The following is an 18,454-nucleotide window of genomic DNA, read 5'->3' on the forward strand; positions in this document are numbered from 1 at the left end:
ATGATTACGGCACTGATTAACCAGAAAGGTGGCGTGGGTAAATCTTCAACGGCTGTACATTTCGCCTATTGGCTTCAACAGCAAAAGAATAAAGTTTTACTCATCGATAGTGATGCTCAGGGTAGCTCCTCGATGTGGGTTAAGGCTCTCGGTATTGAGGCGATCGCCGAAACAGATCCCAATGTCCTAGCCGAAGAAATCCCCAGTTGGATCGAAGGGTTTGACCAGGTGGTGATTGATGGAGCTGGCGGCTTAACCGAAACCACACGGGTGATCCTTTATTTCTCCAACGTTGCTTTAATACCCTGCCAACCGACAGCGCTCGATCTTGTTTCCTCAGGATCAGCGGTGAAGCTCGTTAAACAAGCCCAAAGGTTTAGATCGGATTTGGTGGGCGCAACCTTCATTAACCGAGCTGTCCCTAGAACAAAACTTATGGGTGAAGCAAAAACGGCGTTAAGTGGCATTGAGGGGATTAGCCATTTAAAAACCATCGTCTATCAGCGGCAATGTATAGCAGATGCCTTTGGACAGGATCAGACCGTTTTTGATATGGGCGCGGCGGGTGAGAAGTCGGCTAATGAATATCGTCAATTATTTAAGGAGGTAACAGCATTATGAGCAAACAACGGAAGGCACTAGATCAGATCCTTGGGACTTTTGAGGAAGAGACTCCCAAAACAAAACAATCTACGGCGGTAGATACCAACCCATTGGCGGCGCAACTGGCTAAACCAGCAAAGAAAAAAGGGAAAATCCGGTTTACTCTAGACTTGGAAAAGCCCCTAGATGATCGCCTCACAAAAAACGCGAAAAAGCTAAACCGGACTAAGGCGGATCTGGTACGAATTGCGGTAGAACGGCTCCTTGAGGAATTAGAGCAGTAAAGCTTTAAGTGACAGCTTAAGTAACGTATCACTTTAAGTATTGAGTAAATTAAGCCGCTTGGTTATAGATGCTGTGTTCTGCGTCAGTGTAGGACTCATAAATGTGTTGATAAACCTGCTCACATTTTTTATCCCAGCGGTCTTGGGGATATTTTTCTTCAGGTAAGCATTGATCCAAAGTATCCTCGATCACCACCTTTACGGCTGATCGGGTTACTTGTCGGTTACGCCAATCGAGGACTAATTTTTCGCGCTTCAGGATGGTGAGGAGATCTTCGGCTCCTTTTTTGATGGTGGTTTTTTCTGCATCGGTGAGTTCAATGTCCGGATCGATGAGGAGATCGAATAGAGCGAGTTTTTCTTCATCGAGGTTTTCGGCGATCGCCCTTCTATCTTCTGTCTGTAATTCTTCAACAAGCTGGAGGAGTTGATTTAGGAAAGCTTCAGCGTTGCGGGTTTGGCTGTTGTAGTCCTCGATCATCTGCTGGAATTTGTCATAGTAGTTGAGGCGGCTTTTATTTAGCTTCACCATGTCCTGTAATTTGGTGGCGATCGCCTGTTGGAGTTTTTCGAGGAGGCTGTTTTGGTAGCCGTCGTTAAATTCATCGCGGATCGCGCCGAAATCAAGTTTGCTGATATCGATTAACTCGGTGGTTTCGGGTAAGACATAATCTTTGGTGGTGATCGCCTGATCGAGAATGGCTTCGATCTCTGCTTTGGCAACATCGATGTTGATGGTGGTATTGAGAGTTTTTAGTTTCTTCTGGAGTTGTTGGGCGATCGCCAAGGGTTTAATAAATTCTTGGGCGGCGGCATCGGGTAGAATGGCGCTAAAAATGCGGTTCAGCAGGCGACTATGGGCGAGGAATTCTTCTTTGCTGTTAGCAGTGGCGACGATTTTATTAATGGCATCATCAAAGGTGGCGATCGCCTCAAAAGCGGTATTAGCATTTTCGAGAGCATTAATATCAATACCTTGGCGGGTGAGGTAGGCGTTAAATTCCTTGATTTTTTCCCGCAGCATTTCCACCAGTTTCGCCTTGGCTTGGATCGGTGAATCCCCATCACTCACACCACCACCAGAACCCGCGCCGTAGATTTTTAAAGCGTCTTCGAGGTTACTGAAAATCCCGACATAATCCACAATTAAGCCGTTTACTTTGTCCTTAAAGACGCGGTTGGCACGGGCGATCGTCTGCATTAGGGTGTGATTTTTTAGGGGTTTGTCTAGGTAAATGGTGGAACAACTGGGAACGTCAAAACCCGTCATCCACATGGCACAGACAAAAATAATTCGCAGGGGATGATCGGCATCTTTGAATTTTTCATCGAGGGGCGGGTTTTCCTTGATCAGTCTTTCTCGGTGGGGAATAATCGTTAAGCCTTTTTTCTGGAATTTTTCCTCCTCGTTTTGACCGGAGGATAAGACCACCGCCATGTCGGTTTCTGCAATGTAGGCGATCGCCGCTTCTAGGCGTTCTTTCTCTAAGCCTATTGCGCCTTGTAATTGGGTTTTGAGGTCTTCTAGGTGAACTTGCCAGTGGTGTTGTACTTTGTCATACATTTTAACGGCGGTAAAGCGATCAATGGAAATGACCATCGCTTTTCCTTGATAACCGCGATTGAGGAAATGGGTCACAATATCCTTGGCGATCTCTTCTAGGCGCGAATCGCGGGTGATGAGTTGGTGTTGGCGTGAAAATTCTTGAGCGAGTTTTTCTTCTTGGGCTTCATCCACGACAGCGTTATCAATGGCTTCGTAAATGGCATCATTAAGGTCTTCATCAGTGAGAGTCAGTTGGGGAATGCGGTTTTCGTAGTAGAGAGGAACCGTTGCGCCGTCTTCGATGGATTGGCGGAAGTTGTAGATACTGACATAATCGCCAAAGACCTCGCGGGTGGCTTCTTCTTCCCCGGAGATTAAGGGTGTCCCAGTAAAGCCAATAAAGGCGGCATTCGGTAGGGCGGCTCTGAGGTTAGAGGAATAAACATCATATTGGCTCCGGTGGGCTTCATCCGCAATAACGATGATATTGTGCTCTTCTGAGAGGACAGAATATTCCGCGCCTTTGTCGGTACGGAATTTTTGGATCAGGGTGAAAAGATAACGGTGGTCTTCGGTGAGTAATTGCTTCAAATGTTCCCCACTGTTCGCCCTCACTGTTTTTTCAGATTCGGTGACAGCTCCGGTATGGGCAAAGTTTTTGTAGATCTGGTCATCAAGGTCTTCTCGGTCTGTAATCACGACAATGCGCCAATTACCGCTGAGTTTACGGCAAACTTTTTCAGCGAAAAATTGCATGGAGTAGCTTTTTCCACTGCCTTGGGTGTGCCAGAATACGCCGATCTGTTTGCTGCCTTCTTTTGGGTTTTGGTAGAGGGTGCGAACTCGTTCTACGGCTTGGTTTACGCCTAGATATTGGTGATTTTTGGCGATGATTTTGTTGAGTTTGCCGTCTTTTTCGTCGTAGAGGATATAGTTTTCGATGAGATCAATCAGTCTGGTTTTCTCGCAAGTACCGAGGATGATGGTTTCTAGGTCGATTCTGCCTTGTTCCTTCTCCTTCTCGATCCGTTTCCATTCATGGAAATATGCCCAAGGGCTAGTGATTGATCCAAGTTTTGCTTGGGAGCCGTTGGAGAGGATGACCAGGGCATTTAACCAAAACAGTTGGGGGATGGTTTTTAGGTAGTCGGTGAAGTTGTCGTCGTAGGCTTTCTGGACGGGTTCGGTGTGGGCTTTTAGTTCGATGAAAACTAAGGGAATGCCGTTAATGAAGGCGATTAAATCGGTGCGGCGGGTGTAGGTTTCGCCTGTAATCCAGAATTGGGAGGCGAGAAAAAAGTCGTTATTTTCGGGGTTTTGCCAGTCGATGATCTTGATGGTGTGATCGTCGGGGTTGCCGTCTTGGTCGCGGGTTTGGACTTTTACGCCGTCTTTGAGGAGTTTATAGGTTTCGCGATTGGCAACGACTAGGGACAGGCTAGATCGGTCTTTGGTGAGTTCTTCTATCGCCAGATCTATTGCTTCAGTGGTTTTGTCGGGGTTGAGTTTAGTTAAGGCCGGTTTTAGTTTGCTGGTGAGAATGATGTCTTTACGAGTGTCTCGTCCGAGATCGCTTTTGCCGCTGTCCCATTCGCCATAACAGTTTTGGTGGCTATAGCCTAGGCTCTCAAAGAGTTTGATGGTTTCGAGTTCGAGGGCTTCTTCCGATCCGATTTTTGGGTTAGGCATAGGGAAATAGCACAACAGCAAATATTGACGTAAGCTAAAGAGGAGCCTAATCTAAGATTCTAGCCTGCTCTGCTGTAACGTTGATATAACAATAAGAAAAATCACTTTTGTCCTGAAAGTTTAGTATTAGTATGCCGAAAGAGCTACAAATCACTAAGTTATCGTTTGTTGTTTTGGCAAGGAGTCATAATCCTAGTCTGCTCAATCCTGACTTTTTAAAAAATAATGGAATTGTTGGGAATGATTGGGAAGTTGATTCAACTTTGACGACTGACCAAATTTCTCAAACTGTCTTTAAAAATAACTTCAATATTCAAATGCGAGCTGACAGAGTCATTTTTGAGCAGTCTACTGATGAGAATTTTGATTTAGATAAGTTTCAGCTTTGTGAAGTAGCATCTAGGTTTCTGGAAACCTTACCCCATGTTAATTACACGGCATTAGGGATTAATCCTACTGGTCATGTCATTTTTGATACAGAGGATGAATTAGATATTTTTATTTCTGAGAAATTATTAAGATCTGGAGATTGGAAAATTTTTCGAGGTGTCAAGCCAGAAGTTGCATTTTCCTTTTCATATCCTTTTAACTCAAAAAATATTCAGCTATCTATCAATAATGTTATTGTTTCTAATAACAAAACAAATAAAAAAAGTTTAGGTATTTTATTTTCTGGTAATATTCATTATGATTTCGCTTCTACATTAGTTTTAAGTAAAAAGAACGATCATCTTAGAGAACGTCTTTTACTTTGGAAAGATGATTTAGATGATTATTATTCTTTAATAAATGATTGTTTTTTAAAATCCTAAATTAAAATTCTAAATTTTCAATTATGTCTACAACTTATGCAAAACCAATAAAATATCAGAGTACTGGTAGTGAAAATAATATTACTTCATCTAATTCTGATATATATATAAAAAATCCATACACTAGAGCTGAAAGGAGGAATAAAACAGAATTACCGCCACGTCTATTGTCCATACTGTCCAAACCAAATAAGAATGTTGAATATCAGCAAAGTGGTCTACCTGAATTTTCGCCAAATTTAGAGGCAATGATTCAGGGTGTGGCTAAGTTGGCAAGAGTTGATCCAGATTTTCAGGATGATGAATATATTCTTAATCCGTCTGGTCATGCGATCGCCGAAACTTTAGCATTACTGGCAAATCTCGATTTGTTATTAGGACAGGACTTTCCCAAGGGTTATGTGACGTTGGAAAGTCGGGGTGGAATATATCTGACTTGGGAGGCTGAAGAATTTTATAAGGAAGTGATGATCGAGATAGCAGCAACGGAAGATCTTGATAGTTCTGTGTTTTACTGTGATGATGATCGAGATGAAGATCGTCTAATTGAAAATCCTTCTCTTTCTAAAATAGCTGAGCTTTTGGATTGGCTAAAAACGGATCAACCTATTATTTAATGTCTAAAATTTGTGGCTAAGACTTATCCACCAATTCCTGATGATGCTTTTATTTATAGGGCTGTTTCCTATGACAATTTCATCACAGATGATGGGAAGATTGCTACAAAAGCTTTTCTCAGAAGATTTAAGCCAAAGACTCAAAAATGCGAAAATTATCCATCAGCAGGTTTAACAGTAGAAGATACTCTGAGTAGGTTAAATTATTCTTTCGGTATTATTAGAATTCAAGCAAAAGATTTGCGAGAATTTGGGCTTGATGCGGTTCAGGACAAGGCAGATCATGTTAGTCTGACTAATTTTCCGCATCCCTATGAAGAAAAACAAAAAGCTATTCGGATAGCTCGTAAATTAGCTAAAAAAGCGAAAATTTATACTCAATGGTCTAAGGAAGAATCCCTCAAAATAAAAACGGGTGATTTAGATTGGCAAGATTTTATTGTTGAGGCTTAGTCGGTTATCGTTGCCCCCAGATTAATGTCTAAATCCTCTATGTCTATTTCGCCGGAGATGAGACGCGGTAATAATAAATCACGAGTTTTGCGAAGATTGATATTTTTTTGATTCAGATTAAATATTTTTTGAAAATAAGGCGAAACCATCTCGGCAAATTTTTCTAGCATTGGTTGTGGTGGATGAGCAAATTTGAATTGTTCAAAACATTCTTCTTTGACTCGTTGCCTACCTGTTGCACCAGTCATACTTTTCATCGCGTTTTCTCTGAAATCATCTGACCTAGCCATTAAATAAACATATTCAGGACAAAGAGTTTTTGAACGCAGGACAAGGAATTCAGTAGAACCAAATGCAACAGATGAAGAGGAGGGCAAAAACTGAACATATCCTGTTTTCCCATTTTCAAGGCAAGGGGTTATTCTTGCAAAAAGAGTATCGCCATTTTGGAACTTTGAACCACTATTACCAGATCTTAATTCAACATCATTAATCAGCATTGAGTTTGTAGATAAGCAACCCATAGGAACAAAAGGTTTCTCTCCTTCCTTTGGTACTTTGACTTTAGGTTTCACTTCCAATGCTTCAGTTGCCGTTTTGATTTCCCAGTCTTCAGGTATTAAGCCTAATTCGGATTCGATGAGTTTAGGTTGGTTATTTGATAGGTGATTATGGGAAGGGCGATCGCCGTCATTTTTCCCTACACCACCAGAAGGGCGATCGCCGTCCCCATTTTCCCCATTATCCCCATCAACCGGAAACCGGAACTTAACAAACCATTCCCGATAAAGCATCCGCGCCATTTCCTCTAAAATCTCGATGCGGCGGGTGTTATTCTCAATCAGATCATCATACGCTGATAAAATCCCCGCAATTTTTCGCTGTGTCGCTAGTGGTGGAATTTTAACTTGAAAATTACTAATAGTTCTCACACTTAAATTTCTCTGTGCTCCACCTAATGCAAGTTTAATTAAGTGCTCTTTGTGAAATTTGAGAAGATAAAGCAAATAAAGAGGAACTATAATTTTGAGATCAGGAATTAATGCACAACAAGCTTGATTTGTAGCGGCTGGTTTTCTCAGAATCCCCAAGCTTGTTATTGTTCTTCCATCACCATACATTGCAATTAAGACAGTGTTTATAGGAAAAAGTTTAGCAGAAGACTTAGCTAGGGCTTCATTCGTGATTTTTTCTTCTGAATCATCTATATACCAATCTTTTAATTCTTTTGTTTTTAACCAAATAATATTCCCATTTTTATAAAAATCAGGATTTTTTCGAGAGGGTGTCCCACCACTAGTTGTTTTTTCACATAGAGACTGAATAGTTTTTATTTCCCATTCCTCAGGAAACCATTGTAAATGTGATGAATTTTCAAGCTCTAAAGTCATAATAATTGTTTCTAAAAATTCAAAAGCTGAGCAACATTTTCAGCAATGCGATCCTCAAGTTCTCGCCCCTCACAGTTGAGAATCCCGTAAGATTTTTTGAATCTGAGCCTTTAATAAAGGTAATTCACGCTCCACAATCCGCCAGACAATTTGCAAATCGACCCGAAAATATTCATGGACAACCAAATTACGAAAACCAATAATCTTTTGCCAAGGAACATCAGAATATTTTGCCATAAGATCCGCAGACATCGACCTTGCCGCCTCCCCTAAAATCTGCACATGAAACAAAACCCAAGTTTGAATCAATTCCTCCTCAAAAAATGCCGCCTTACCCCGTAGCGCATACCGTTCAATATTTAATAACGCCTCCTCCATATCCCGTAACCGTTCCAGATCATCCCTCATAACACCACACAATCCCGTAAAACATCATCCCGAATCCGAGGCTTTAAACCCCCTTCCGTCACCACATCAACCCGACAACCCAACAAATCCTCTAAATCCTGAATCAACCCCACCGGAAACCAAGCCGAAACCCGTTCTAGATCGTAATCAATTAAAAAATCAATATCACTATCTAGTGTATCCTCACCCCGCGCCACCGATCCAAACAACCGCACATTAAACGCCCCATGTTTCACCGCTAGAGCTAAAATTTGATCCCGTTTTTCCTGAACCAAAGACTTTAAAGACATCACCCAAATCCTGATCATTACTAGCAATTTAACAACCGCGCCACATTTTCAGCAATGCGATCCTCAAGCGATCGCCCCTCACCGTTGAGAATCAATCACAAAATCAGCCAAACAAGACCCCACAAACAAACCATCAATCGCCTGAAAATGTTTGTCATAACTAAATAAAGTCAAATCATATTGTAAAGCCGTCGCTGCAATCCACATATCATTCGTCGGAATCGGATTTCCTTTACTTCTCAAACAACGATAAACCCTTGCATAATACCGAGCCGTCTCAGTATCAACACCCAAACAACTCACCTTTTCTATACTCAAAAACTCATTTAATTCCGATTGATTAAACCGCTCCCTAGACCCCACAGCAAAACCGCCCAACAATTCCCCCAAAATCACACTATTAAGCGCAATAAAAGGCGTATGTCGAATAATCTCAACCGCATCAGCATGATTACGCTTAAAAGCCGTATAAGCATTCGTATCCAACAAAATCGACCTTAACTCCATAAAGCCGCCTCAACCTCCCGAAAAGCCTGAGTATTATCAAGAAAATCAGCCTCATCCTGAGCCGTCCATGTCCCACCCAAACGAGACAACAGATCATCCTGATTAACCGCATCCCGTTCGAGATCCTGAACCAAAAACTGAATCACCCGCAGCTTTTCCAGCCTCGATAAACCATGTAATTGTGGCAATAATTCCGAAACAGTCATAAAACAAAACCCCAATTCATTACTAACAATTTAACAACCGCGCCACATTTTCAGCGATGCGATCCTCAAGCTCTCGTCCTTCACTATTAAGAATTTCCAACTCCTCATTTAACTCCTCTAGCCGTTCGGTGAAATCAAAATCCTCTGGGTCTTCCCGTTCCGCCACCCCCACATAACGCCCCGGATTCAAACTCCAACCCTGCGCCTCAATCTCCTCAATCGTTGCCATTCGACACAACCCCGGCACATCCCGATAAGTGAGCGGCTCCCCTAAATTCTCCTTCAACAATTCCAGACTATTCGCCGCATTTTCCAGCGGGTCACCATCCCCCCGATAGAGCCGGACAATATTCGCGATAAATTCAATCTGAGTCTCGCTAAACTCCCGATGCGCCCGATCCACCTGCTGATAAATATGCCGCGCATCAATAAACAACACCTCATCGCGGCGATCCTCAGGCTTACCCCGATCCAAAAACCAGAGCGTACAAGGCAACGTCACCGTATAGAAAAAATTCGAGCCGATCGCCACCATCACATCCACCGCCCCCGACTCAATCAACCTTTGCCGAATCACCAACTCCGAACCCCGCGCATCACTCGCAGAATTCGCCATCACAAAACCCGCCCGTCCCTTTTCATTCAGAGCCGCATAAAAAAGCTCAATCCAAAGATAATTCCCATTGTCCACCGACGGCACACCGAACGGATAACGCGGATCTCCGGCGATCTTTTCCCGATCAACCCCATTCACATTAAACGGCGGATTAGCCATCACAAAATCAAACTTACCCAAACAATCATGGACATCCTCGTAATAGGTATTCGAGGTTTTGATATTCCGCAAACCCGAAATCCCATGCACCGCCAAGTTCATCTGACAGAGCCTAACGTTGCCGTCTACTTTTTCCTGACCATAAACACTAATGGCACTATTCGGCGATCGCCCCGTCCGTCGTTGGGTAAACAAAGCACTCTGAATAAACATCCCACCCGCCCCACAAGCCGGATCGAGAATGCGCCCGTGGTCAGGCTCGATAATCTCCACAATCAACTTAACAATCGTTTGCGGCGTAAAAAATTCGCCCCCCTTCTGCCCCTCCTTCTGGGAGAAATTCGCGAGGAAATACTGATAAATCTCCCCAAACGCATCCTCATGAATATCATCCAGCTTAAAATTCAGCGTCTTTAACAGATCCCGCAAAATCGAGGACTCCAACCGCTTATAGGTCGTTGGTAAAACCCCTTTTAACTCCTCATTTTCCTTCTCGATTAAAGAAATCGCAGTGGCGATCGCCTGACCAATATCCTCATCCTCCGGCAAATCCAAAAGATACTGATACCGCGCCTCCGGTGGCAGATATAACGCCCCTTGCGCCTGATAATCCGCCGCCCCGATAGTCCTACGCCGCCGACTCGTCTGTTTCTTCGCCAATTCCTGCTCAACCAACGCAAACTTATAATCCGCATACCGCAGGAAAATCAACCCCAACACCGGAACCGAATATTCAGAAGGCTTTAACGCAGAATTCGCCCGGAAATTATCCGCCGCCTCCCAAAGTTTTTTTTCCAGTTCCGTATAATTCGCAGGCATAGAGGCTCAAAATGTCGTATCAAAAGGCTTTACGATTCCAAATAACAATAAGGACACCTTCCAGCAAAAACAAGACCTTGAAAGAAAAACACACAATTCAAAAAGACATTTTAAGCAAAGTATTGCTTAAAGCAATGCTTAATTTAAGCAAGGTTGATCACCTGAGATAAGGCCCATTAACAACGATCCAGATATACTGAAGCAAATCCACATCCACGTTTTAGCAACACAAAAAATTATCAAGTTCTATGGCTGAGGCAACCCTCACAAAAAACTGGAATAACCAGCTCTATCACTTGCCCATTTATCCGGTAGTCGATGCCGCCCACTACCTCCATATTCCTGTGCGTACCCTCAGAACTTGGTTAAAAGGTGGCAAGACCTTTCTCCCCCTCATCAAACGTCCCAAAGGCGATCGCCCCGAATTATCCTTTACCAACCTGATCGAGGCCCATGTCCTCCAGGTGATTAGTACAGAACATCAAATTCCCCTTGGCAAAGTTCGGCTCGCCCTCGACTACATCAGCAAAGAATATAAAACCCCCCATCCCCTCACACACAAACAATTTAAAACCGATGGTACAGATCTGTTCATTGACCAGATCGACCACCTGATTAATGTTTCTCGCTCCGGACAACTAGCTATCAGAGAAGTCCTGCAACGATTACTTACCCGCATCGAATGGAATGAAGCCGATATTGCGATTCGCCTCTTCCCCTACATAAAAACAAGCCTCGAACCACTCTCCCAAAAAATTCTGACGATCGATCCGGCCATTAGCTTTGGACGTCCCACCATCACCGGAACTGGAGTGCCAACCCACATCATTAAAGAACTCTATGACGCCGGAGACTCTATTTCCGAATTAGCTGAAGACTATAGCTGTACAACGGCGCAAATCCACGCTGCCATTTTGTTTGAGTCTCCCTTCAAGCTCACAGCCGCATGAGTAAAGATTTTCAACCTGTTTACTTCCTTGACCGAGCCTTGGGTAAATCTATCGGGCAAGCATTACAGAAATGTGGCAAAAACGTCGAATTTCACAATGACCATTTCGCGCCAGACTCGCCAGATACCGAGTGGCTACCCATCGTCAGTCAAAAAGGCTGGATTGTCCTTACCAAAGATGAAAACATTGGCCGGAACGAGCTAGAGGTTAAATCTGTAGCCGAATACAAAACAAAAATGTTTGTGCTTGTCTCTGGTAATATCTCCAGGACAAAAATGATCCAAATTTTTGAGCAGACCATCGAGAAAATTGAAAAAATTGTCCGAGGTAATCAGCCTCCCTTCATCGCCAAAATTTATCAAGATTTTCGTGTGACGATCTGGAAAAACCAGACACAGCTCAAAAAACTGCTCAAATCCTAAGCGGCGATCGCCCCTAGTTTTACGAAGCGAACCTATGGAACCCTATGTTTTCCGTTGATTTTGCAGTTCAGACAGTTGGGCGATCGCTTCCTTTAATTGTTTAGCGATGTGGGACTCATACCGAGAAATTAAAGCGATTTGCTCAGGGATAAGGTTAACTGTCGCTAACCGCCGCTCTTCAGTTTCCCGTTCATACCGTTCCTTTTCCCGTTGAATCTCAGTCTCAATATCCGCTATTTGTTGGAGCCGACCTTGGAAAGAATCCAATAACTCCACAAACTGATCACGCTGATACTCCCAACCAAACTTAGACCGAGGACAGTCATGGGAGCCTAGGAGATAAAACCAGATTTTTCCATAGGGCTGACTTTGCTCGCTTAGCTCCCGTATCCAAAGGTGGAAGCGGGTTTTATCCTGAAGCTGATCATGATCAATTGGGTACTCCTCTCGCAGATTTTTTAAGGAAAACTGAAGACCTCCAGACCAATCCTCCCAAATATCACACCAATACTTAGATCGCCGCTCAGTAGGGAAACTGTCGATCTGGTATCGCTTCAAAAAATAAGTCAATATCTCGCGCTCTTTCTGAAGGTTATCCGGGTGGAATTCAGACTTATCGCCAAAGTCAAAACTACTGGCTTTTTTAGTCGGATATTTTTCGTCTGTATAGGGCTTGGGTACAGGGGGCAATAAAGCTTTATCACCTGCCGCAACCTCAGCCGCCCATACTCGGTGTTGCCTTTGGATACACATCGCTATAGTTTGCACATAATGCCACTCTAAAGGCCCTTCAGGTTGATATTGATCAACTAGCCCCTGAACTATCCCTTGAAAGGTTTCTAGGTCTTCACTAGCAAGGAGCGGTGGCTTCTGTGCGAGTAACCCGTGCTTTGTGGCATTCCCAGAGGCGATCGCCTTACCTCGTTCCGTAATTGGCCCTTTGGATTTTGCCCCATTCCGTCGGCTCGTTTCTGCATCACATCCCATAAGTTGCTCCCAACTTTTTGTCATTGACTAATTGTATTTTTTTATATTCACAAAACGATTAGGCGATCGCCGCTGTTTTGAGGAGGATAGCTAGGTATTTTTGCCGTTCCGGTGGTGGTGCCGTCCTCAAAAATTGGGTTATTTCCTCCCAACCACCGAGGGAAAACAACTCAATCAGCAGTGAAGCGGCAACAATTGGATCGCTTGCCATATTGGTAGATTCGGTTTTATCGGTTTCCCTATGGTCTCTATATAGGTTTTTCGATAAAAATTGTTTTAGCTTCAACCAGTTGCCCCATATAGCTTTCAGGTGTTCTGACAAGGTACTTTGACTAATGCCAAGGGCTTTGGCGATCGCCTGTTGGGTGAGTTTGGTTCCTGCGTCATTGAGAGCCGTGGCAATCCCCAAAATGTTGGTCTTTAGCTTTTCCTTCGTGGTGCCGGCATCGTGGCAAAATTCCACAGCATCGCGGTAAATAACCTTGATGCCATACCGCTCAGTGAGGAAACTTAGATCGAAGTCATCGCTAAAGGTGGCCACCATGTCGAGGGTGATTTGTAGATTCGGGTATCGTTGGGCACGGGGGCGGCCAACCCATTGGGTAACCTCATCCTCGACCAATGTTTGATAGTAGGTTTCCCAACCATCGAGGCCACCGCTGAGGGCGTGATATTCAGCCTGAATCGCGCCAATGTGGAGGAAAGGTAAGCCAAAGCTAACGAGGGACTGTTGGCCTTTGAACTGGTTTGAGCCTCGGTGGTGATTGTGCCAGTAGCCCGCGATATTATCCTCACCTTTGAACCCTAGGAACTGAACCGCCGGATCTGTCGCTTGCCATTGGGCCTTGTAAGCGGCGATCCGTTTTTTCGCAGACTCGGAACGGCTACGGGTTTTTATCCCCGTCATATTGGTTTGGTAAACCGTGAGGTTATCGAGTGCCGGTAATTCCCGTTCGATTTGAATAATGTCACCTTGGTTAATTCCAAACCCATGGGCGATCGCCATCATGTTGGGTGTGGCATCGAGCAGCAGTCTAAAACCGGCAGCCTTGATGATTTCCTGCTTACGGGTATCGGGTTGGGTGATCGTAAATTCACCATTGTTAAAGCTGACGTGAGTATGGTGATCGCCTAACCACAGCTCAACCAGGGGCAACAAAACATTATTGGGAACGCTGTCTAATCGTTGCTCATTGGCCTCTAGTGCCTCGATTCTAAATTGACGGTTAGCGGTATGGGTAGCTTGTTTGTACTCCTTACCCGCGCCACTAACCCGATCCGCCTTCTCAAGGTTGATGATCGGCATAAGCGCAGCAGTCACCATGGGAATGACTCCCTCAGTATTGGCCGGGGCCGGTGGTAAAGCCTCGATAATTTGCGCGTGTGTGACCCCGTAGCGATCGCCTTGGATAGTTCCATCATCAAGACCCCGTAGCGTGTCTCTGAGGGGCAATAACAGGGCGTAAACGTCCTTATCGTGCCTTTCTACCTGATCAAGGTTATAAAGCAGATCTTTGAACCCGCCGGTAAATTGCTTAAGGTTGGCGCGGGCCTGTGTGGTTGATTCTTCAATGATGAGATAGGTAGAACCGTAATCCTCATCATCACCGGCGCTTGGTAGTGACTGGATATCAGCTCTAATTTGTTGGGCCGCCATCGTCAACCCGCGCTCATACTTATGCCCAAACCCTACGCCGCGCTTAGTGTGACAGAAAGGCAAAAATGAACATGCCTCACAAATTGGGTTATCGCCGGCCAACAGATCGCCATAGCCTTTATCAGCGAGTTGAGAGAACAGGTGAGCAGACTCACAATTGCTTGGTACCTCAGGTTTACCCGCACCATGACGACTCAGTTTCCCGAATTCATCACGCCATAGTCCCTTATGCCGTGGCCATAGGTTCTGATAGTTTTTCTCGACGTTCTCAACCGAGGGCGAATTGTGGTTTGTGTCGAGGTAGATCCCGCGCTCATTTTCAAAATAAAGCGTACCGGCCCGGTGGGTTTTACCCTCACCCATAAAGGATGAATCCAAGACGGTATCCCAACCGGCGGCCCGTAGCTTGGAAATTAGTTCCTGAGGGTTGGCACCGTGAGCGTAAACAATTTTGGGGATAGGCTGGCCTGCATAATCCTCACGGGTAGGCACTGGATCGCTATTGTTCCAGCGAAAAACATTGGGCGGTTCTACCGGTGGGAGTTGGCTAACAGCAAACCCCTTGTGAGCTTTTTTACCGAGGCCCGCCGCCTCACCGGTAATTTTCTGGATAAATTCAGATACCCGCGCCTTGGCAAAACTTAGGCCATCGATTAGGCGATCGCCTTTGCGTTTGTTTCCTGGTTGGTATTGGCGCTCAGGAAACTTAAAACCGTAGTCCTTGGCAATGTGGAACAGTGAGCCAATAGTGACGCCGCCATTAGAATTTAATTTGCTCCATAGCCGCTCTAAGGGTCGGCTACCAGGATATTTGGAACCTCGACTAGACCAACTATCAAACAGCCAAAACAGGCCGGTATCGTGGCTATGGAGTGCCAACCCAATGGCCAACCACTCCTCATAAGGACAGTCGGGATCGATATGGTCGAGAGCCTGTTGGATCAATGCCTCGGTGTTTTCGTCCTCGCCATACAGCTCACGGTAACGGCGGCGCTCTTCAATGGCCTTTAGCCGTTCTGCCTTTTCCTTCTCAAGGCGATCACGTGCCTCCTCGACAAAGGCCACCGGTAAAACCTTGGTATCGTCACACAGCACCACCTCGGTTTTGTCGTAGCCGAAAAACATACGGCTCGCGTCCTTACAGGCACGGTCAGCATGGCCAACCAGATCCATAAGGCTTTGCGTTACTGCCTCATAAAGCGCCGTATCGGTGAGCGCCTCAGGCAATATGAAGATCACACGGTAGCGATCGCAGGCCGGCTCACTGCCTTTAGCCTTTTGGTGAGAAGCTGTTGTGAAAATTGCCGCCGCGTAGTCCTTGACCACCGGCAACGCTTGGCACTCCTCAAGGCTCAGGCCGCCGTCAATGTCGAGGGCGATCGCCTGAGCTGAGACAATGTTGCTTTTTTGCCGGCGAGTATTGGTATCAGCCAAGGTGCCACACATGATCGGCCTGCCACTGCCAACCCAAGCAACCAGATCGCCAATATTGCCGCGCTTAATTTTCCAATGCTTAGTTAGTGCCTCAAAACCGCCGCTCGCCTGTTTGTTGTGAGCATTTGCGTTAGTCCCAAACTCAAACAGCACAAGCATTTGAGGCGCTTCTTTTACTTCGGTATAAGCGCTAGAATTAGTATTCTCTCCTAGACATTTCTTAGAGTCACTGCCACCACTTGTGAGAATTTTGTTAGCAAAAGTGTGTTTTTTTGTAGCACTGTAGGTTAAGCTATCCATGTCAAAGCGCCCTCCTTTCTGAGGGAATGCGCGTGAATAAACTAAAAACCAAAAAGTCAGCTAGAAAGTTTCTCAGGCTTCTGTTAGCTGACTTTTTTGGTGTCTGTGGGTAGGTAACCGTGTTGTTCGAGGAGGAGCTGTAGAGCTTCACGCAATAATGCAGACTTGGCCATACCGCCGCGTTCTGCACGGAGCTGCTCAAATGCTCGCCACTCGCCACGGGTAATGGCAGTAGTAACAAGTTGATTAAGTCCTTTACGTTCTAATGGCATTGTTTATGGGTACAGCGGTTCTACAACGCTGTAGAGCTGACACATATTATCACAACAAAATCTGAGTCGCCACAACATAAAACGACTGATCAGATAGATCCTGAGCCTATGTCCTATTAAGTCCATTTACTGAAAGGGAGTCACGGTGGGATAGACTGCGTTTTAGGTGGCATTCACGATCGTCGTACAAAAAATCCAATATAGACTCAGTTATTTTGAACAAAGCAATCTTCACTTGCTGTATCGCAATCTTGTATAGCTTGTATTGCACTGTAGTGTTGTAAGGCCTAGTATGTAGGCAATTTGAACACAACATAATTCTTACTTATGCCATATTGAGCTTAAAAATAAACAACCGCCGCCTGAGGTGAGAGTTAGGCAACGGTCTTTCGCAATATATTGAGATATAACCATGTTAGCGACTATTCAGGCAAAACAAACCGCGCCCATTGCCATTGCCGAAACGACCGAGCAAATGATCGGTTTGTGGCTACACGGTAAGAGCAAAAATACTACTAATGCTTACCGCCGCGATATCTACGAATTTCTGGCATTAGCTGGCGGTGTTGAGTTAGGCCGCGTCACCTTAAACCACCTCCAAAATTACGAAACAGCATTGGGAGAGTTGGGGCGATCGCCTAATACCATTGCCCGCAAATTAGCCGCCGTTAAAAGTCTGTTGACTTTTGCCCATAGGATTGGCGTGGTTGGCCATAATGCCGGCGCATTGGTTCAAACCAAACCGGACAAGGACAAATTATCAGAACGTATCCTGAGTCATGGCGAGGTGTTGGATATGATCTACTCCACCGAAAACCAACGTGATCGCCTTCTCCTCAAAATGCTTTATGCCACCGGCGCTAGAGTTAGCGAACTATGCCGGTTAACTTGGGACGATATCAAATCCAATGGTGACGGCACGACGCGGGTAACGCTGTTTGGCAAAGGTGATAAAACGCGCGTGGTATTAATCGATAGTGGTTTGTACGCAGAACTAAAAAAACTTAATATCGCGGGAAAGTTACATCTAGGCGCAAAAGTTGTTTTTCGTAGCCGTAAAGGTGCCAAGGCGTTAACCCGTGGTCAAGTATTTCGGATCGTCAAACAGGCAGCTTCACGGGCGGGCATTGAGGGCAACGTTAGTCCTCACTGGTTACGGCATAGTCACGCGAGTCATAGCCTCGACAATAACGCGCCGATCCATGTGGTTCAGAAGTCCTTAGGCCACGCCTCGATCACCACCACTGAGCGATACTTACACGCCAACCCCAAGGACAGTTCAGGTCTGTACCTCCGAATTTGAAAAAGTCCTTAACGAAAAATACTTTTTTGTAATTTAAGCTGATTGCGAAAACCCTAAATATTTTGCCCTAATCAAAAAAACCTCCGGAGGTGCGTAAGGTGTGGGGAAATTTTCCCTATATAACTAGAAGGCTATAGGCATTCGCAGTTTGTCTTTCTGTGGCTTTGTAGTGGCTAATCGATGACGATATGTCCTTTGTTTGATGACTATTTGTTATGCCTTTGATGGTTTTCTCAATAAGTTGGCAAATTGTAGGGGTTTTTAAAAGTAGCTCTTTCTAAACTTCGTATGAGTTTTAGCAGAGCGCCATCAATCCACTAGCAGACCGCCGGCAGTAAACCATCAATCTTTTATTTAGTACAAGATTATTATCTAAGATCTAATTTGATTATTTTCCGTAACCGTAGGTTTCTGTTCAAATGTTCCGCGAGCCTTGATCGCCCTGCGCGTTTTCCAGTATTGTTCCGACCGGCATTTAGAGAGACCTGTCAAGCGTAAAGGCATCAAAACACTCGCCGCGAAACGATTTAGTAATGCCTTTACGGATTTTGCTAACGGTAAATCTAAGAAAAATCCTGAGGAGCTATGGGCGATCACCAGTTTAGATAATCCCAATGGTCACGGCTATCTTTACCAAGATTTAAAACTGTAGGGATTTATCCAAGATAATAGATCTTAGAATATAATACTTAAAGCAATCATTTACTTAAGCTTTTAAGTAATACTTAA

The 18,454-nt window shown here is 44.8% G+C and carries 18 protein-coding genes; 9 read left to right on the forward strand and 9 right to left on the reverse strand.

Annotation, left to right across the window (positions count from 1 at the left end; translation table 11 throughout):
* Both AWQ24_RS14835 and AWQ24_RS14840 read left to right on the forward strand, forming a co-directional pair.
* Positions 1-621 (forward strand): AAA family ATPase, encoded by a 621-nt coding sequence (locus AWQ24_RS14835; protein ID WP_065717448.1) that lies wholly within the window; start codon positions 1-3, stop codon positions 619-621.
* Entirely contained in the window at positions 618-887 is a 270-nt protein-coding gene (locus AWQ24_RS14840; RefSeq protein ID WP_065717449.1) for a ribbon-helix-helix protein, CopG family, read from the forward strand. Before AWQ24_RS14835 ends, AWQ24_RS14840 begins: the two co-directional genes overlap by 4 nt.
* 49 nt (positions 888-936) lie before the next feature.
* On the opposite strand, the gene AWQ24_RS14845 is transcribed toward AWQ24_RS14840, so the two are convergent.
* Positions 937-4,122 carry a type I restriction endonuclease subunit R gene (locus AWQ24_RS14845; protein ID WP_065717450.1) on the reverse strand — a complete coding sequence of 1,062 codons (3,186 nt, stop codon included), beginning with the start codon at positions 4,120-4,122 and terminating at the stop codon, positions 937-939.
* A gap of 131 nt (positions 4,123-4,253) precedes the next feature.
* On the opposite strand from AWQ24_RS14845, the gene AWQ24_RS14850 reads away from it, so the two are divergent.
* The 3 genes from AWQ24_RS14850 to AWQ24_RS14860 are packed head-to-tail and all read left to right on the forward strand — an operon-like array spanning position 4,254 to position 6,004.
* On the forward strand, positions 4,254-4,934 hold the full coding sequence (locus tag AWQ24_RS14850; protein ID WP_065717451.1) for a hypothetical protein: 681 nt from the start codon (positions 4,254-4,256) through the stop codon (positions 4,932-4,934).
* A gap of 23 nt (positions 4,935-4,957) precedes the next feature.
* Positions 4,958-5,551 (forward strand): hypothetical protein, encoded by a 594-nt coding sequence (locus AWQ24_RS14855; protein ID WP_157096893.1) that lies wholly within the window; start codon positions 4,958-4,960, stop codon positions 5,549-5,551.
* 12 nt (positions 5,552-5,563) lie between these two features.
* Positions 5,564-6,004: a hypothetical protein gene (locus AWQ24_RS14860; RefSeq protein ID WP_065717453.1), complete on the forward strand. Its 441-nt coding sequence runs from the start codon at positions 5,564-5,566 to the stop codon at positions 6,002-6,004.
* Here the strand turns inward: AWQ24_RS14860 and AWQ24_RS14865 are convergent.
* The 6 genes from AWQ24_RS14865 to AWQ24_RS14890 all read right to left on the reverse strand — a co-directional run bounded on the left by AWQ24_RS14865 (position 6,001) and on the right by AWQ24_RS14890 (position 10,400).
* Positions 6,001-7,395, reverse strand: a complete 1,395-nt coding sequence (locus AWQ24_RS14865; protein WP_071932335.1) for a restriction endonuclease subunit S — start codon at positions 7,393-7,395, stop codon at positions 6,001-6,003. The genes AWQ24_RS14860 and AWQ24_RS14865 overlap by 4 nt on opposite strands.
* A 69-nt stretch (positions 7,396-7,464) precedes the next feature.
* Positions 7,465-7,803 carry a DUF86 domain-containing protein gene (locus tag AWQ24_RS14870; protein ID WP_065717454.1) on the reverse strand — a complete coding sequence of 113 codons (339 nt, stop codon included), beginning with the start codon at positions 7,801-7,803 and terminating at the stop codon, positions 7,465-7,467.
* Positions 7,800-8,093 (reverse strand): nucleotidyltransferase family protein, encoded by a 294-nt coding sequence (locus tag AWQ24_RS14875; RefSeq protein WP_065717466.1) that lies wholly within the window; start codon positions 8,091-8,093, stop codon positions 7,800-7,802. Before AWQ24_RS14875 ends, AWQ24_RS14870 begins: the two co-directional genes overlap by 4 nt.
* Positions 8,094-8,171: 78 nt before the next feature.
* The gene (locus tag AWQ24_RS14880; protein ID WP_232318916.1) at positions 8,172-8,579 is read right to left on the reverse strand and encodes a type II toxin-antitoxin system VapC family toxin; all 408 of its coding nucleotides are present in this window, start codon (positions 8,577-8,579) and stop codon (positions 8,172-8,174) included.
* Positions 8,580-8,590: 11 nt separating this feature from the next.
* Entirely contained in the window at positions 8,591-8,806 is a 216-nt protein-coding gene (locus AWQ24_RS14885; protein ID WP_065717456.1) for a hypothetical protein, read from the reverse strand.
* Between the two features lie 22 nt (positions 8,807-8,828).
* Positions 8,829-10,400, reverse strand: coding sequence for a class I SAM-dependent DNA methyltransferase (locus AWQ24_RS14890; RefSeq protein WP_065717457.1), 1,572 nt, complete (start codon positions 10,398-10,400; stop codon positions 8,829-8,831).
* 248 nt (positions 10,401-10,648) lie between these two features.
* Between AWQ24_RS14890 and AWQ24_RS14895 the strand changes: the two genes are divergently transcribed.
* Together AWQ24_RS14895 and AWQ24_RS14900 are read left to right on the forward strand one after the other, a co-directional pair.
* Positions 10,649-11,350, forward strand: a complete 702-nt coding sequence (locus tag AWQ24_RS14895) for a DUF433 domain-containing protein (protein WP_065717458.1) — start codon at positions 10,649-10,651, stop codon at positions 11,348-11,350.
* A complete protein-coding gene (locus AWQ24_RS14900; RefSeq protein WP_065717459.1) occupies positions 11,347-11,772 on the forward strand; it encodes a hypothetical protein in 426 nt (141 codons plus the stop codon). The genes AWQ24_RS14895 and AWQ24_RS14900 overlap by 4 nt, the downstream gene beginning before the upstream one ends.
* A 42-nt stretch (positions 11,773-11,814) precedes the next feature.
* Here AWQ24_RS14900 and AWQ24_RS14905 read toward each other — a convergent pair whose 3' ends face one another.
* Both AWQ24_RS14905 and AWQ24_RS14910 read right to left on the reverse strand, forming a co-directional pair.
* The gene (locus tag AWQ24_RS14905) at positions 11,815-12,783 is read right to left on the reverse strand and encodes a hypothetical protein (RefSeq protein WP_065717460.1); all 969 of its coding nucleotides are present in this window, start codon (positions 12,781-12,783) and stop codon (positions 11,815-11,817) included.
* A gap of 34 nt (positions 12,784-12,817) precedes the next feature.
* Positions 12,818-16,150 carry a PriCT-2 domain-containing protein gene (locus AWQ24_RS14910; RefSeq protein WP_083993583.1) on the reverse strand — a complete coding sequence of 1,111 codons (3,333 nt, stop codon included), beginning with the start codon at positions 16,148-16,150 and terminating at the stop codon, positions 12,818-12,820.
* A 684-nt stretch (positions 16,151-16,834) separates the two neighbouring features.
* On the opposite strand from AWQ24_RS14910, the gene AWQ24_RS14920 reads away from it, so the two are divergent.
* Positions 16,835-17,725: a tyrosine-type recombinase/integrase gene (locus AWQ24_RS14920; protein ID WP_065717463.1), complete on the forward strand. Its 891-nt coding sequence runs from the start codon at positions 16,835-16,837 to the stop codon at positions 17,723-17,725.
* Between the two features lie 433 nt (positions 17,726-18,158).
* The gene (locus tag AWQ24_RS14925; RefSeq protein WP_065717464.1) at positions 18,159-18,377 is read left to right on the forward strand and encodes a hypothetical protein; all 219 of its coding nucleotides are present in this window, start codon (positions 18,159-18,161) and stop codon (positions 18,375-18,377) included.
* The last annotated feature ends 77 nt before the right edge of the window (positions 18,378-18,454 follow it).

This window comes from Picosynechococcus sp. PCC 8807 (genome assembly GCF_001693295.1).
In the GTDB taxonomy this organism is placed as follows: domain Bacteria; phylum Cyanobacteriota; class Cyanobacteriia; order Cyanobacteriales; family MRBY01; genus MRBY01.

Bases quoted from the DNA above. Each gene is read 5' to 3' on its own strand.
- AWQ24_RS14835 (WP_065717448.1), top strand. From the start codon at position 1: ATGATTACGGCACTGATTAACCAGAAAGGTGGCGTGGGTAAATCTTCA.
- AWQ24_RS14840 (WP_065717449.1), top strand. From the start codon at position 618: ATGAGCAAACAACGGAAGGCACTAGATCAGATCCTTGGGACTTTTGAG.
- AWQ24_RS14845 (WP_065717450.1), bottom strand. From the start codon at position 4,122: ATGCCTAACCCAAAAATCGGATCGGAAGAAGCCCTCGAACTCGAAACC.
- AWQ24_RS14850 (WP_065717451.1), top strand. From the start codon at position 4,254: ATGCCGAAAGAGCTACAAATCACTAAGTTATCGTTTGTTGTTTTGGCA.
- AWQ24_RS14855 (WP_157096893.1), top strand. From the start codon at position 4,958: ATGTCTACAACTTATGCAAAACCAATAAAATATCAGAGTACTGGTAGT.
- AWQ24_RS14865 (WP_071932335.1), bottom strand. From the start codon at position 7,395: ATGACTTTAGAGCTTGAAAATTCATCACATTTACAATGGTTTCCTGAG.
- AWQ24_RS14870 (WP_065717454.1), bottom strand. From the start codon at position 7,803: ATGAGGGATGATCTGGAACGGTTACGGGATATGGAGGAGGCGTTATTA.
- AWQ24_RS14875 (WP_065717466.1), bottom strand. From the start codon at position 8,093: ATGTCTTTAAAGTCTTTGGTTCAGGAAAAACGGGATCAAATTTTAGCT.
- AWQ24_RS14885 (WP_065717456.1), bottom strand. From the start codon at position 8,806: ATGACTGTTTCGGAATTATTGCCACAATTACATGGTTTATCGAGGCTG.
- AWQ24_RS14890 (WP_065717457.1), bottom strand. From the start codon at position 10,400: ATGCCTGCGAATTATACGGAACTGGAAAAAAAACTTTGGGAGGCGGCG.
- AWQ24_RS14895 (WP_065717458.1), top strand. From the start codon at position 10,649: ATGGCTGAGGCAACCCTCACAAAAAACTGGAATAACCAGCTCTATCAC.
- AWQ24_RS14900 (WP_065717459.1), top strand. From the start codon at position 11,347: ATGAGTAAAGATTTTCAACCTGTTTACTTCCTTGACCGAGCCTTGGGT.
- AWQ24_RS14905 (WP_065717460.1), bottom strand. From the start codon at position 12,783: ATGACAAAAAGTTGGGAGCAACTTATGGGATGTGATGCAGAAACGAGC.
- AWQ24_RS14910 (WP_083993583.1), bottom strand. From the start codon at position 16,150: ATGGATAGCTTAACCTACAGTGCTACAAAAAAACACACTTTTGCTAAC.
- AWQ24_RS14920 (WP_065717463.1), top strand. From the start codon at position 16,835: ATGTTAGCGACTATTCAGGCAAAACAAACCGCGCCCATTGCCATTGCC.